This window comes from Caulobacter sp. AVps18, from assembly GCF_058681425.1.
In genome coordinates, this window is record NZ_CM178737.1 from 2,100,439 (window position 1) to 2,114,506 (window position 14,068).

At 61.2% G+C, this 14,068-nt stretch carries 7 protein-coding genes and 1 tRNA gene; 6 read left to right on the top strand and 2 right to left on the bottom strand.

Features of this window, described 5'->3' with window-relative positions:
* Positions 1–7 precede the first annotated feature (7 nt).
* Genes ACW179_RS09640 through ACW179_RS09655 form a run of 4 tightly spaced genes read left to right on the top strand, consistent with a single transcriptional unit; the run spans position 8 to position 4,989 of the window.
* The gene (locus ACW179_RS09640; RefSeq protein WP_492064077.1) at positions 8–1,420 is read left to right on the top strand and encodes a sugar porter family MFS transporter; all 1,413 of its coding nucleotides are present in this window, start codon (positions 8–10) and stop codon (positions 1,418–1,420) included.
* Positions 1,417–2,286 carry a 2-dehydro-3-deoxygalactonokinase gene (locus tag ACW179_RS09645; protein ID WP_492064078.1) on the top strand — a complete coding sequence of 290 codons (870 nt, stop codon included), beginning with the start codon at positions 1,417–1,419 and terminating at the stop codon, positions 2,284–2,286. Before ACW179_RS09640 ends, ACW179_RS09645 begins: the two co-directional genes overlap by 4 nt.
* On the top strand, positions 2,283–3,005 hold the full coding sequence (locus ACW179_RS09650; protein WP_492064079.1) for a 2-dehydro-3-deoxy-6-phosphogalactonate aldolase: 723 nt from the start codon (positions 2,283–2,285) through the stop codon (positions 3,003–3,005). Before ACW179_RS09645 ends, ACW179_RS09650 begins: the two co-directional genes overlap by 4 nt.
* Positions 3,006–3,048: 43 nt before the next feature.
* Positions 3,049–4,989, top strand: coding sequence for a sialate O-acetylesterase (locus ACW179_RS09655; protein ID WP_492064282.1), 1,941 nt, complete (start codon positions 3,049–3,051; stop codon positions 4,987–4,989).
* A gap of 640 nt (positions 4,990–5,629) precedes the next feature.
* Here the strand turns inward: ACW179_RS09655 and ACW179_RS09660 are convergent.
* Positions 5,630–8,452 carry a TonB-dependent receptor gene (locus tag ACW179_RS09660; protein ID WP_492064080.1) on the bottom strand — a complete coding sequence of 941 codons (2,823 nt, stop codon included), beginning with the start codon at positions 8,450–8,452 and terminating at the stop codon, positions 5,630–5,632.
* Between the two features lie 321 nt (positions 8,453–8,773).
* Between ACW179_RS09660 and ACW179_RS09665 the strand changes: the two genes are divergently transcribed.
* Both ACW179_RS09665 and ACW179_RS09670 read left to right on the top strand, forming a co-directional pair.
* A complete protein-coding gene (locus ACW179_RS09665; RefSeq protein ID WP_492064081.1) occupies positions 8,774–11,695 on the top strand; it encodes a DUF8487 domain-containing protein in 2,922 nt (973 codons plus the stop codon).
* Positions 11,692–13,281 carry a glycoside hydrolase gene (locus tag ACW179_RS09670; RefSeq protein WP_492064082.1) on the top strand — a complete coding sequence of 530 codons (1,590 nt, stop codon included), beginning with the start codon at positions 11,692–11,694 and terminating at the stop codon, positions 13,279–13,281. The genes ACW179_RS09665 and ACW179_RS09670 overlap by 4 nt, the downstream gene beginning before the upstream one ends.
* A gap of 539 nt (positions 13,282–13,820) precedes the next feature.
* Here the strand turns inward: ACW179_RS09670 and ACW179_RS09675 are convergent.
* Positions 13,821–13,897 (bottom strand) — tRNA-Arg (locus tag ACW179_RS09675).
* Positions 13,898–14,068: the final 171 nt, after the last annotated feature.

Consider the following 14,068-nt stretch of genomic DNA (forward strand, 5'->3'; position numbering starts at 1 on the left):
GCATACGATGGATACGGGTTCCCATTCGGGTTCAACAGCCATTCCAGCCGGCGCATCTGGCGCGGTCTGGATCGCCGCGGCGGTCTCAGCCCTGGGCGGCCTTCTCTTTGGCTATGATTGGGTCGTGATCGGCGGTGCCAAGCCGTTCTATGAGTCCTATTTTGCAATCACAGCCCCTACAGACCAGGCTTGGGCTGTCAGTTGCGCCCTGATCGGCTGTCTGGCCGGAGCCATGGTGTCGGGCTATCTGGCTGACTATCTGGGCCGCAAGCGGGCGCTTTTGATTTCGGCCCTGATCTTCACCCTGACCTCGCTCGGAACCGCAGCGGCCCATGACTTCAACAGTTTTGTCCTGTGGCGCATGGCGGGCGGTATCGCGATCGGCATGGCCTCGGGCCTGTCGCCGCTCTACATCGCCGAGATCGCACCCGCCGCAAGCCGCGGGCGCTTGGTCTGCCTCAACCAGATCGCAATCGTTCTTGGGCTTCTCGGAGCGCAGATCGTCAACTGGCTGATCGCAAAGCCTGTCGCCGCCGACGCGACCTTCGCGCAGATCGCCGCGTCCTGGAATGGCCAGTTGGGCTGGCGATGGATGTTCGCCGCAGCGGCCGTGCCGTCGGTGGCCTTTCTACTCGGCTGTCTGTTGATCCCGGAAAGCCCGCGATGGCTGGCCCAACGGGGACGCCTCGACGAGAGCCGCAAGATCCTGCTGCAGTTCGGCGGTCAGGACTATGCCGAAAGCGCGTTGGCCGAAATTGGTCGGGCCCTTGAGGCCGCGCCGGGGCGTGGCCTGTGGGCCACGCTGAAGGAGCCGAAGTTCCGTCGAGTTATCGTCATTGGCGTCGTTCTGGCTGTTCTTCAGCAGTGGTGCGGCATCAATGTGATCTTCAACTACGCCCAGGAGATCTTCGCGTCTGCCGGGTTCGCCGTCTCGGACACACTGTTCAACATCGTGATCACCGGCGTGGTCAACTGTGTCTTCACGCTCGTGGCCCTGGTGACTGTCGAGCGTCTTGGTCGCCGCCGCCTTCTGCTGATCGGCTGCGCCGGCCTGGCGAGCATCTATATGGTGCTGGGCGGGTTCTATGTGACGGGCCACCAGAGCGCGGTGCTCATGCCGCTCGTGATTGCCGCGATCGCCGTCTACGCCATGACGCTTGCGCCGGTTACCTGGGTGGCGCTGTCGGAGATTTTCCCCGGTGAAGCCCGCGGGGCGAGCATGGCCCTGGCGACGACCTCCCTGTGGCTGGCCTGCTTCGTCCTGACCTACACCTTCCCCCTCCTGAATGCAGCGGCGGGGACCGGGCTGACCTTCTGGCTCTACGGTGTGATCTGCGTTGCAGGCTTCCTCTTCATCTTCCGGTCCCTGCCTGAGACCAAGGGCAAGACCCTCGAGGAGATCGAGAAGGGCTGGCAATGAGCGACGCCTTTATCGCGATTGACTGGGGAACCACCAATCGTCGCGTCTACGTCATCGACGGGGGGCGGGTTCTTCACACGGATCGGGATGATTGCGGAGCTCTGCAGGTCAGTGATTTCGCCGGCGAATTGACGAAAATTCGCCGGCGTCTGGGAGAGCTGCCGGTTCTGATGGCGGGAATGGTGGGGTCCACCGCCGGTTGGCGAACGGTGCCCTATGTCGCGGTGCCGGCTGGCCTGCCCGAGCTAGCTGCCAGCCTAAGCCATATCGATCCGTATACGGCCATCGTACCGGGGCTCGCGGTGATTGATGCGGATGGCCGCAGCGACGTCATGCGGGGCGAGGAGATCCAGATCCTCGGAGCCGCTGAGAGCGGTCTTGTTCCGCCTGACGCCGTCGTCTGTCAGCCTGGCACCCATTGCAAATGGGTCTGGATTGAAGGCGGTCGGATCAGTCGCTTTGTGACGGCCATGACCGGGGAGCTCTTCGCACTTTTGCGGACCCACAGCCTTCTAGCGACGACGCTTCAGGCTGGGGTCGAGAACCTGGAAGCGTTTCGCGAGGGCCTGGTCGTTGGCCGCCGCCGGGATCTGGCCGCGAGCCTGTTTTCGGTCCGTTCCGAAACCCTGCTGGGCCGTCGGGCGCAAGGCGATGCGGCTTCGTTTGTCAGTGGCGTCCTCATCGGGGCCGATGTTGCTGCGCGACTGGAGGAAGTCGGGCCGCAGGAGATCCACGTCCTGGCCGATGAGACGATCGGCAAGCTCTACATCACTGCAATCCATGAACTCGGCGGAACAGCCCGCCTTCTGGATAGTCACTCGGCCTTCGTCGCCGGAATTTCTGCCATTCGGATCCGTGCGCAATGAGTCACTTTGACCGCTTCCAGGACCATTTTGAGCACTGTTCACTGATCGCAATTCTGAGGGGAATCCGTCCTGGTGAGGTCGTTGAAGTCGGGGCGGCCCTCTGTGACGCCGGGTTCAATCTGATCGAGGTGCCGCTGAACTCTCCAGATGCTTTGGAGAGTATCGCGCGGTTGGCCGACAGCCTGGGCGAACGCGCAACCATCGGCGCAGGCACGGTCCTGACCGTTGCGCAGGTTGCAGAAGTCGCCCTGGCCGGCGGCACGATGATCATTTCGCCAAACACCGATCTGGATGTGATCCGAGCGACTGTTCATCGGGATCTCGTGTCCTTGCCGGGAGTGTTCACGCCCTCCGAGGCCTTTTGCGCCATCAAGGCGGGTGCAACCGGTCTGAAGCTGTTTCCCGCCGAAGGGGCAACGCCGTCGGTCCTCAAGGCCTGGCGCGCCGTCGTGCCCGCAACCTTTCCCATCATTCCCGTCGGCGGTGTCACGCCGGGCAATATGGCCCAATGGCTAGAGGCCGGGGCCTCGGGATTTGGTATCGGATCTGCGCTCTATTCGGCGGGCATGGACGTCGCCACAGTTTCGGACCGAGGGAAAACTTTTGTCCAGAGTTACCGGCAAGCGATGGTCGATCAGGTGAAGCTACGTTTGGGGTCCTTGTCTGGAAAAATACTTCTGGAGTGGGATTTGCCCGCAGAGAAGTCGATTTCTCGCTGACCTATATATTTCTATTTAAACTGAATGGAGTTTGGTGGTGGCGATGAAAATCAGAACCTGCGGGATAGCTCTTACAGCGGTGATGTGCACCCTGGCTACGCATGCCTCGGCACAAGAGCTCCTCGCATCGGTGTTCAGCGACCACGCCGTAATCCAGCGGGATCAGCCCATCCGGGTCTGGGGGCAGACAAACCCGGCCACGAGCGTGACCGTAGATCTTTCCGGGCAGAGCGTATCGGTCGTTTCGGATAGCCAGGGCAAGTGGCTGGCCACCCTGCCGGCGCGACAGCCGGGCAAGCCTTTGACTTTGAAAGTCCGCGCCGGGTCGCGTTCGCAGACGGTCAACGATCTCCTGGTGGGCGATGTCTGGTTGTGCTCGGGCCAGTCGAACATGGAGTTTCAGGTCATTCAGGGCCTGAACGGTGTTCCTGAGGCTGCTTCAGTCAATGACCCCGATATCCGTCTGCTGAAGACGGGCCATATCAGCCAGTTGCAACCGGCGTCCGACCTGCCGAAAGACGTTGTGTGGCGTCTCGCGCAGCCCAGGGACGCGGCCAGTTTTTCCGCCGCGTGCTTTTTTATGGGGCGGACCCTGAAACAAAGGACGGGCGTGCCGCAAGGGCTGATCGATGCGTCATGGGGCGGTTCCGGCATTCAGTTCTGGCTTAGCACCCCCGCATTGTCCGCACTGAACCTCTACGATGAAACATATCTGCGCCAGACGGACTTCTCTCCCGCCTCGCTCTACTCGGTCTGGCGCACCGGCTTGGAGCAGTGGGCCAGTCGCAACGATCCGGACGGCAAGCAATTCCGCCAACCCGACTTTGATGACCAGCTTTGGGGGTCCATGCCCGCCGAGGGGGTATGGGAACAGACGACGCCTGGAATGGGATCGTTCGACGGCACCGTCTGGCTCCGGGCGGAAATCGTTCTGACGGCTCGCCAGGCGGCGCAGGATGCCCAGCTGAAGCTGGGAACGATTGATGATTTTGACACGACTTACGTGAACGGCACGGAAGTCGGCTCAGTCGAAGGTTGGGCTATCCCAAGGGATTATCACGTCGCCAAGGGCCTTCTGAAAGAGGGGCGCAATGTGATCGCCATCCGGCTGGTTGATACCAGCGGCCTGGGCGGCGCGCCCGGACCGGCAGTGGAAAAGGGTCTCAAGTTGAACGGCGGCGAGTTTGTGCCGCTGGGTAAATCATGGCGCTATAAAGTGGCCAGTAGCATCTGGGATACGGGGCACCCGCCGCATTGGCCGCTGGCTGGCACCAAGGGCCCCGCCAGCATGTACAACGGCATGATCGCGCCGCTTGCCCCTTTCGGGATCAAGGGAGTGGCCTGGTACCAGGGCGAGTCCAACGTCTTCGAGCCCAAGGAGTATGCTCGATTGCTGCCGGCCATGATCGCCGACTGGCGGCAGGCATTCCAGCAGCCCAATCTGCCCTTCATGCTCGTGCAACTGGCCAGCTATGGCGGCTATCGTTCCTGGAACGGAGAGTCGGGCTGGGCTGCAATTCGTGATGTGCAGCGTCGCACCGCCGCGGCCGATCCGCAGGTTGGTCTGGCTTCGGCCCTGGATATTGGCGATATCTTTGAGATTCACCCGGCCAATAAGCAGCAGGTCGGGGCGCGGCTCTCGCTGGTTGCGCGCAAGCTGGCCTATGGTGAGGCCAGCCTCAACGCTTCGGGTCCGGTCCCTGTGACCGCTCGCCGGGATGGGGATGCTGTTGTTGTCAAATTCGATCAGCCATTGGTGATTTTTGGCGCCGCGCGGCCGATCGGCTTTGAACTTTGTGACGCTGCCTCGTGCCGCTTTGTGGATGCGACCGCCGCAGGCTCGGAAGTTAGGATTGCCCTGCCGGCTGGAGCTTCGCCGCGTCTTGTGCGGTTCGCCTGGGCCGACAGCCCCATCCTCAATCTCTATGGGACCAACAGCCTGCCGGCATCGCCGTTTGAGCTTCCCATCGAGGCCGGCAGCTAGAGCCCTTTCCGACCCTGATGAAGCCATCAGGTTGGAAAGGGCTCTAGGCGGCCGCGCTGCTCCGACCGGAGCTCTGACTATGTCTCCCCCTTTGGCCCCACCGACTATGGTCAGTGGGGCTCTTTTTTGCGCTGCGTCTTGGCCGAAGGGCCGAATGCAGACTCTTCCCTGCGGCCACGCCTATGGGGAATCTCGACGCCGTCGAACTGATTGATATTGGAGCCACGTGCGGAATGGCTGAGGGCCGCGCCGCCGGAGCAGACGATCCCGATCAATATCCAAGGGACAGGCTCAGAGCCAGATCATCAGTAGGCCGATGATAACCAGTATAAGGGCCCATCCGACAGCCAGGCCCGCGAAGGGCGCCCTTTGCCACCAGCGCTGTCTGTTGGGTGCCAGAAACATCAAGGTGGGTCCTCCCTGGCAAGGCGGTTTCTGATGGGGCGGACGGATGCGGACAGGTCAAGGCAGGAAGCCGCTTAAGGTACAGGTCCGCCAGGGGCGTCCCGGCCCCGGAGCGGTGAGTCCGGCTATGCAGGCCGCCTTTTCCCTTTAGGGGTCACGTGCGGCCATGCTGCGGACAAAAAAATCGCGCCGGTACAGAATACCGGCGCGATAAGTCGTCTCGCAGGGATCGAAATCAGTAGTAGGCGCGAACAATAAACGAGAAGCGGCGATCATTCAGGCTGCGCTGCAGCGGTTCAGTTGTGCTTCCGATGTAAGTCTTGCCCATCGTGTTGGTCAGATTAACCCCTTCCAACGTCACCGCGATGCGGCTGTTAAGCGTATAGCTGATCGAGCCATCAAGGTTTCCATAGGGCGCTTGATATTGCGGTAGACCCGTCGCGCCACTTCCCACCGTGGTGTTCAGGTAGCGGCTACGCCATGAGTAAGCCAGTCGACCACTCAGCTTGCCCTTTTCGTACAGGCCGACGAGATTGTAGCTATGCTTGGAAAGCTTCTCTAGCGGAACAGACTCGGGAACACTGCTTCCAGCACGCGCAAACGGGTTTTCTACGCTGCTATCAACATAGGTGTAGTTCGCCTGGAGGCCAAGACCGCTCAGAATGCCCGGGAGGAAATCATAGAATTGCTGGTACGCAACTTCAGCGCCCTTGATAGTACCAGCGCCTGAGTTGACCATTGTGGATATGTCGTAATCAATGCCGTTGAACTGACGAACAGCAACACCGGATGCGATAAAGCCGTCGACCTTCTTTTCAAATAGCGCGGCCGTAATTGAGCCGGACTTCGTGAAGTACCATTCCAGAGTTGCGTCGAACGAATCCGACTTCATCGGCTTGAGGAAGGGGTTGCCCGAGTAGCCGGACGGACGGCGCGTGACAGGATCCACGATGGTCGGCAGGCCCAATGTCACGTAGGTCCCCATCTGCCAGAAATCGGGGCGTGTCATGGCCTTCGCATAGGCCAGGCGCATCTGCAGCCGATCCGTCAGGCCGACCCGGATATTGGCGCTTGGCAGTACGAAGTCATAGTCGTTCTTGGCCGAGATAGCCGTCAGGTTTTTTGGATCGGTAGGGTCCACCGGAAGATAGTTCGGGAAGAGATAGCCTTCCGAGCTGGTCTTGGTGTGGATGTAGCGGACGCCAAAAACGCCATCGACCGGCAAGTCCAAAACGTTTGTGGCCAGCTTGCTTGAAACATAGCCCGTGAACGACTGCTCGCTCTGGGGGTTGACCTCTGACGGCCAGAAATCATTGCGCTGTGGGGCGCCGAAGACCAGGTACAAATTCTTGACCTGATCGGCCACGTTGTCGCCGGCCGGCAGGTTCGGATAGATGACCTTGGTGTTGAAGGAGCCGCCGAAGAAACTCGATGAAGGGCCCGTGGTGAGTAGCGGTGCCTTTGCAGCACTGTAAGGCGTGTACGTGTTGCCGTTCGGGAGCCACCAGTTATCGTACCAGAGGCGCTGATTTCCGGTGGTGTAGGTATAGTATTCATCCTGGAGACGACGAATTGTCAGCTTGCTGTCTGCATAGCGGCCACCGGCGGTGATCTTCTTGACGATGCCGTTGTTGACCGTCCACTCCAAATCGGAGCGCAGCGCCAACTGGTCGGAATCGTTGCGTGTGCGATAGTCGCCGATGGCGGAGAAATGCCAGCTGTTGGGATCGCTGAGCGACGATGGGCCGCGGACGCTCCAGGTCGGCTTCTTACCCCGCAGGTCGAAATCGACAATGGTCTTGAACGGCGACGCGGACGGTGCCGCATATCCCGATGCATAGCCAAGGCTACGATCATAAACGCCATCGAACTGGGAAATGCTGAACCCCGACTCGTTGGCGTTGTAGAATGATTTCATATACTGAGCGTCAAATTTGACGAGCAGATCTTCATTGATGTTCCATGCAACATTCAGCGTATAGTTCTGATCGTTCGAGTGCAGGTCCTGGTCGCCGCGCCCGGACGTGAACAGGTTATTGTTGAAGGAACCGCTGGTTACCCGGCCGTCTGACGCATAGGTGAAAGTCGAACCTGGTGTTGCTTTTGGATATTCCGCGCCCCACGAATTGTACAGATACTTGCCCGAGCGGTCGAAATAGTAGTCGGAAAACAGGCCTGTTGCCGTAACCAGCACGTCCGGTGTGGCTTGCCACTGTGCCGCGCCCGACAGCGCAAAGCGCTCGCGGCTACCGCCTTCGTCATAGATCTGGAAACCGTAGGGTACGCGGGCACCTGTAGGTGCGCCCGGCAGCGGCGTGCCCAGTTTCATGTCGTAGAAGGGCTGAACCAGGATAGAATCTTGGCGATAGAACGTTTTATTGTAAACAGGATTGATTAGAAGGCCGATGCGGCCGATTCCGGTCTCCCAGCTATTGCTGTACATTGCCGAAGCTGATCCGCCCGTCTTGCCGGCCAGATCATAGTTGTTTGCGCGGGCGGTAGCGTACATCAGGCGCCAGTTCTGGTCGAACGGCAGCCGGGTCCGCAGATTGACCAGCCCCCCAATGCCGCCTTCGATCATTTCCGCCGAGGGGTTCTTGTAGACATCCATGCCTGCCAGAATTTCCGGTGGGAACGCCTCGACCGCGAGGTTGCGTCCGCCACCCGCAGAATAGGTGTCGCGACCATCGAACAGATAGCGCACTTGGGTAAGGCCACGAATGGCAACAGCGGGCGTGTTTTGCTTGCCCTTGATGGCGACTTCCGCGCCGCCTTCGCCGTAGCGACGCTCGATCTGAACGCCGGCGATGCGCTGCAAGGACTCGACGATGTTGGTGTCCGGGAGCTTGCCGATGTCTTCGGCCTGGATCGAGTCGATGACCTGGTCGCTGGTTCTCTTGCGGTTCTGAGCTGAACTCAGGCTGTTGCGCAGGCCGGTGACGACGATCTCTTCGACCTGCGACGCGGCCGGCGCGTCGCCTTGCTTCTTGGTGCTGGCCTGGGCGTCGGTCGACTGCGCTACAGCAGGACTCGCCACGATCAGGCCGAGAAGCGCCATCGATGAGCACGCCAAAAGTGTGTGCCTCATATTCATTCTATCCTCCCTCATCCCCCGTTTTTCACGAGACTGCCTCATGCATATCGTGAAGATTTCTCGCGTCAATAAATATTACGTAAAACGATCTCCGTAGGCGTTGGGCGCGCTTGCGCAGCGCCGGAACTCAGCCTTAACGCGCCAATGCTGATGGATTTCGCCGTATCCGTGGGCCCAATTGGGCTTGCAACGCGAATTTTGGCTCAATATATATCATACTTATAGGGAGGTGGGTCATGGCCGCGCTTGTCGCGGTATAAGGCCTGCACAAAAGAGGATTGTTTGATGGAAGTTCCCGCCGAGGCGCGCTGCCAGCTCAACCGCCGGCGACTGGTGCAGTCGCTCAGTCTGGTGCCCTTCCTGGGGCTGGTCGGTGGCTCACCGGCCAGGGCCGCCATGTCCGGTGAGGCTGGGGGTGACCTGGATCTCGCGGCGCAATGGCGCAGTGCGATCGACCTCAAGGATGAGGGACTGGCCAAGCAATGGCACAAGGAGGTTCTCGCCTCCAAAGTCGCCCTGCCGGGCAGCTTGGAAGCAAGTCGGATCGGTCAGCCGGTTTCTGCCGCGACCCCTTTCACCGGCGACATCAATGATCGCTCCTGGTTCACGGCACCCGAATACGCGAAGTATCGCAACTCAGCCGACGTGAAGGTGCCCTTCATGCTGCAGCCGGACACCTGGTTCCGGGGCGCGGCCTGGTATCAGCGCGATATTGAGGTTCCGGCCGATTGGTCGGGCAAGCGTATCGAACTGTTCCTCGAGCGGCCCCATTGGGAAACCCAGGTCTGGGTGGATGACGTGGCGCTGGGGCGCAATGACGCGCTGCATCTGCCGCACATCTATGACCTGGGTCAGCTGTCAGCAGGTCGCCATCGGCTGACGATCCGTGTCGACAATCGCATGATCGTCGAGATCGGCCACAACGGTCACGGCGTTACCGACCACACCCAGGGCAACTGGAACGGCATCGCCGGGCGGATCGAGCTTCGGGCCAGCGAACCGGTTTGGATTGAAAGGGTTGATCTTCATCCCGAGTTCGCCACGCGCAAGCTGACTGTGCGCGGAACGCTGCGGCGCATGGATGGCGCCGCGCCCGTCGAAACGGTGAAAATCGAGGCTTTCGGGCGTTCTCTCAGTCAGACTGTCGTTTGGTCGAAAGACGGCAAGCCCGGTTTGACGGGGCAATTTGAGGCGGTCCTTCAGCCTGGCCCGGCCGACGCGGCATCTCGGGCCGCCTGGGATGAATTCGACCCCGTACTTCACGATGTCGCCGTGCATCTGGCCAACGGCTCGGATTGGTCGGGCCGCTTCGGCTGGCGGGAGATCGTGGCGACCCCGAGCGGCTTCCGGATCAATGGGCGGCCGGCGATGTTTCGCGGCGCGCTGGAGTGCTGCATTTTCCCGCTGACCGGCCATCCGCCGACCGATCTGGCAAGCTGGCAGCGGATCATGCGTCGCACGCGGGACTATGGTCTCAATCACCTGCGCTTCCACAGCTATTGCCCGCCCGCTGCGGCTTTTGAAGCGGCCGACGAGGCCGGCGTCTATGTTCAGGTCGAGACCGTTTGGGCCAACCAGTCTGTGCGGATCGGTAGCGGGTTGGCGGTCGACCAATGGGTCTATGCCGAGACCGACCGCATTCTGGCCGCTTACGGCAATCACCCCTCTTTCATGCTGATGACGCATGGCAACGAGCCGGGTGGCGGCACGCCTGACGGGGAAGCCAAGCGCGATGCGTTCCTCGGTGCCTATGTGCGCCACTATCGGGCGCTGGATCCGCGCAGGCTGTGGACGGCCGGTGCGGGCTGGCCCACGATTGATGAGAGCGAGTTCCATGTCACCCCGACGCCCCGCGTTCAGAACTGGGGTGAGGAGCTAAAGTCCCGGATCAACGCCAAGCCACCGGAAACTCACACCGACTATCGCGACTTCGTCGGTCGCTATGCGGTGCCGGTCATCAGCCATGAGATCGGCCAGTGGTGCGTTTACCCCGATCTCAAAGAACGTTCGAAGTATACTGGATACCTGAAGGCCAAGAATTTCGACATCTTTGCCGACCGCCTGAGGGATAATGGACTTCTGGATCGCGCAGATGACTTCCTGCACGCGTCAGGTCGTCTGCAAGTGCTCTGCTACAAGGAAGATATCGAGAGCTCACTGCGGACCCGTGGCATGGGTGGCTTCCAGCTCCTGGGGCTGCAGGACTTCCCTGGGCAGGGCACTGCCCTGGTCGGCGTCGTCGATCCCTTCTGGGACGAGAAGAGCTATGTCACCGCAGCCGAGTACCGGCGGTTCTGTGCGCCTACCGTTCCGCTGGCACGGCTGGAGTCCCGGATAGCTACCTCGGGTGTCGCCTTCCCCTTGACCATTGACGTGGCCCATTTTGGCCGTGCGGCGATTTCCGGGGCCGAGATCGGTTGGCGCATCGTGGCCACCGACGGCGCTGTCCTGGCCAAGGGCGCCTTCCCGAAGCTGACCCTGCCCCTGGGCAATGCCCCCCTTGATCTGAAGGCCGCGCCGGTTCTGTCGACCAGCAAGCCGACGGCGGCACGTCTGATCGTGACCATCCGCGACAGGCGCGGAAAGGTCGCTGAAAACGACTGGGATCTGTGGGTCTATCCGGCCGCAGCCGCGAAGGCGACCGGTCCGGCCAAGGGTGTCCGGCGTGCCGACCGCATTGATCAGGACCTGCTCGACTATATCGCCAAGGGGGGAGATGCGCTGATCGGTCTCCCGCCTCAGAAGATTGCCAACTATCCCGAGAAGCCGGTAAAGCTCGGATTTTCCAGCATTTTCTGGAACACGCTCTGGACGCAGCATCAGGCTCCGACCACCCTGGGCATCGTTTGCGATCCCAAGAATGCCGCGCTGGCCAAGTTCCCGACCGAGAGCCACAGCAACTGGCAGTGGTGGTATCTGCTGCACCGCGCCGGGGCCCTGCGGCTCGACGTCTTGCCGCCTGAGGTGGACCCGTTGGTGCGCGTCATCGACGACTGGTTCACGGCGCGCCCGCTGGCTCTGATGCTCGAGGTGAAGCACGGAAAGGGCAGGGCGATCGTCTGTGGCTTTGCCCTCGACGGGGCCGGCACCGACGATCCCGTCAGCCGACAACTTGTCACGAGCCTCGAGACCTACATGCAGACCAAGAGCTTCCGACCGGCCGTGTCGGTTACAGGCGAACAACTGAGCAAGCTGGTGTCGGCATGAGCGCGCCTCGTCTCGATCAGAAGCGCTCCAGTCGCGCTCATTTTTTCCTGCGCGCTAGCGTCTCTATCTTCCTGTCCCTGTCGATCCCGGCAACGGGATTTGCGGCTCAGGCACCGACGGCTGCCCCTGCCGCGTCGCAGCAGACAGCGGTTGGCCCCACGCAATGCCGTGCCGCAGTGCCGATCACGCTGAAATCGGAGTGGAGCCAGCCTCGAACGGTGTTCCGGGGCTGGGGCACTTCACTGGCATGGTTCGCCAGTACGACAGGCACATGGCCTGACTCGGTGCGCACCCAGCTCGCCGATCTGCTGTTCAGCGACAAGGGGCTGGGCTTCAACCTTGCCCGCTACAACATCGGCGGTGGGCGCAAGCCCGGGACTCCGCCGCTGTCGCGCGCCAATGCCAATATTCCGGGTATGTGGAAGCAACCCCGTGGTGCCGAGGGAAATGACTGGTGGCGCGCCGACGATCCTGAGATGTGGGATTGGGAAGCCGATCCCGGCCAGCAGTGGTGGCTGGCGGCCATCCGCGACAGGGTCCCGCAGGAGCGTCGCGTTCTCGAAGTAGCGGCCTATTCGCCGCCCTGGTTCATGACGGTGAGCGGCGATGTCGCCGGTGCCAAGGAGAAGTACACGCCGAACCTGCGTCCTGGCTTCGAAGGCCAGTTTGCCGAATATCTTGTCCGCGCCATGCAGGGCCTGGAGAAGAAGCACGATGTCCGCTTCCACAGCATTGCACCGCTAAACGAGCCGAACACCCCATACTGGGTCTCCGGCAACCGTCAGGAAGGAAACTTCTTCGATCCTGAAGGGCAATCGCGGATGCTGCTGGCGACTGCAGACGCCCTGCGGACCCACGGCTCTAAGGCGTTGCTTTCTGCGATGGATGAGACCAATCCCGCAATTTTCGTCAAGGACTGGGCGGGCTATTCACCTCAAGCCCGCGCAGCGGTCCAGCAGCTCAATGTGCACAGCTACAGCACAACGGGCCTGAGCGGCGCGCGTGACGTTGCCACGGTGACCAAGCTGCCGCTCTGGATGTCGGAAGTGGATCTTTCGGCTTCCAACACGGTGCAGGACTTCACGGACCCGACTTCTGCTCTGGCGCTCGGCGAGCAGATCGTGCTCGATCTCAAGCGACTGGAGCCTGAAGCCTGGGTCATCTGGCAAGCTATTGAGCCGAGCGCGCTGGCAGGTGATCCTGGTTCCAACTGGGGCCTGATCCGCACGGACATGTCCGTAAAGCGCCCCGAGGACATGAGCTTTCACCTGACCGCCAAGTACTATGCGATGGCCGCTTTCAGCCGTCACCTGAAGCCTGGTTACCGGCTCATCCGGAACGATGATCCCGATACGATTACCGCCTTGGCCCCCAGTGGTCGCTATGCCGTGGTCATTCATGTCAACCACGGGGTTTATGCCCGCAAACTGGATATCTCCACCGAGGGCCTCGAAGGGGGCGCCTGGAAGGTCAAGGGGCTGCTGGTGGATGAGGCCACCGTCAACCCGACCTGTGCAGGCGATAGCCCGACGGTGATTGCGCCGCCGCGCGCGATCACCACGGTCATTCTCGGGCGGCCGGAATAGAAAGCTGAAGGACGACCTGACGCCGCGGACGGGAGGAGGCAGAGGCCTTCTCCCGTTCGCCAAGCCGACATTGACCAGGTGCGGTTCCTTCGAGGGCCAGGGGCTGGGTCTGGCTTGCCACTGGCCTGCTCCTGAAAAGACTGGACCGGATTGAGCTAAAGTTTTCTTGTCTTTGGCCTTGCTCCCGACCTGGTCCAAGGTTGGGGGCAAGGTCAAAATCAACCTATGGCTCTCATGATTGCTGGGCGAGAAATGGGGGTCTCGTCACAACGTCAGCAAATGGCGCTAGTGCGACTCTGCTCCGTTTTATTTGCAGTTTATCCTTGTAGGCGTCTTCTGTTGCAGGTGGCAGAGATGCGGCACTTCCTTCTGGCACTCGCTGATTCAGCTACCGATAAACACCAAGTGCCGAAACGTCCAAAAGGGCGCAAAAGGTAGACCTAGCCCGGCTTTGAGCTGAGAATACGTCGCATTTTTGCCGGCCTTAGGTTGTCAAGTTGCCCGCGTTAGGTGGTCCCCACAGGCTCCGGCAAAAACGCTGGCGGCCCGGAAGGGACTCGAACCCCTGACCTTCGCTTTAGGAAAGCGCTGCTCTATCCTGCTGAGCTACCGGGCCGCGCTGCGCGCGGGCAGGGGTGCATAGCGCAGGACGGCGGGCTTGCGAAGCCCGTGTGGCGTGGGCCGGGCGTCTTCGGGTGCCTCGCGTGCCGGATGAAGCTGCGTCGCCCTGACTTTCGGCAATGTTGGGCATGGCGGCAAGTGGGGTTGCCAGCACGCCGTCGACCCT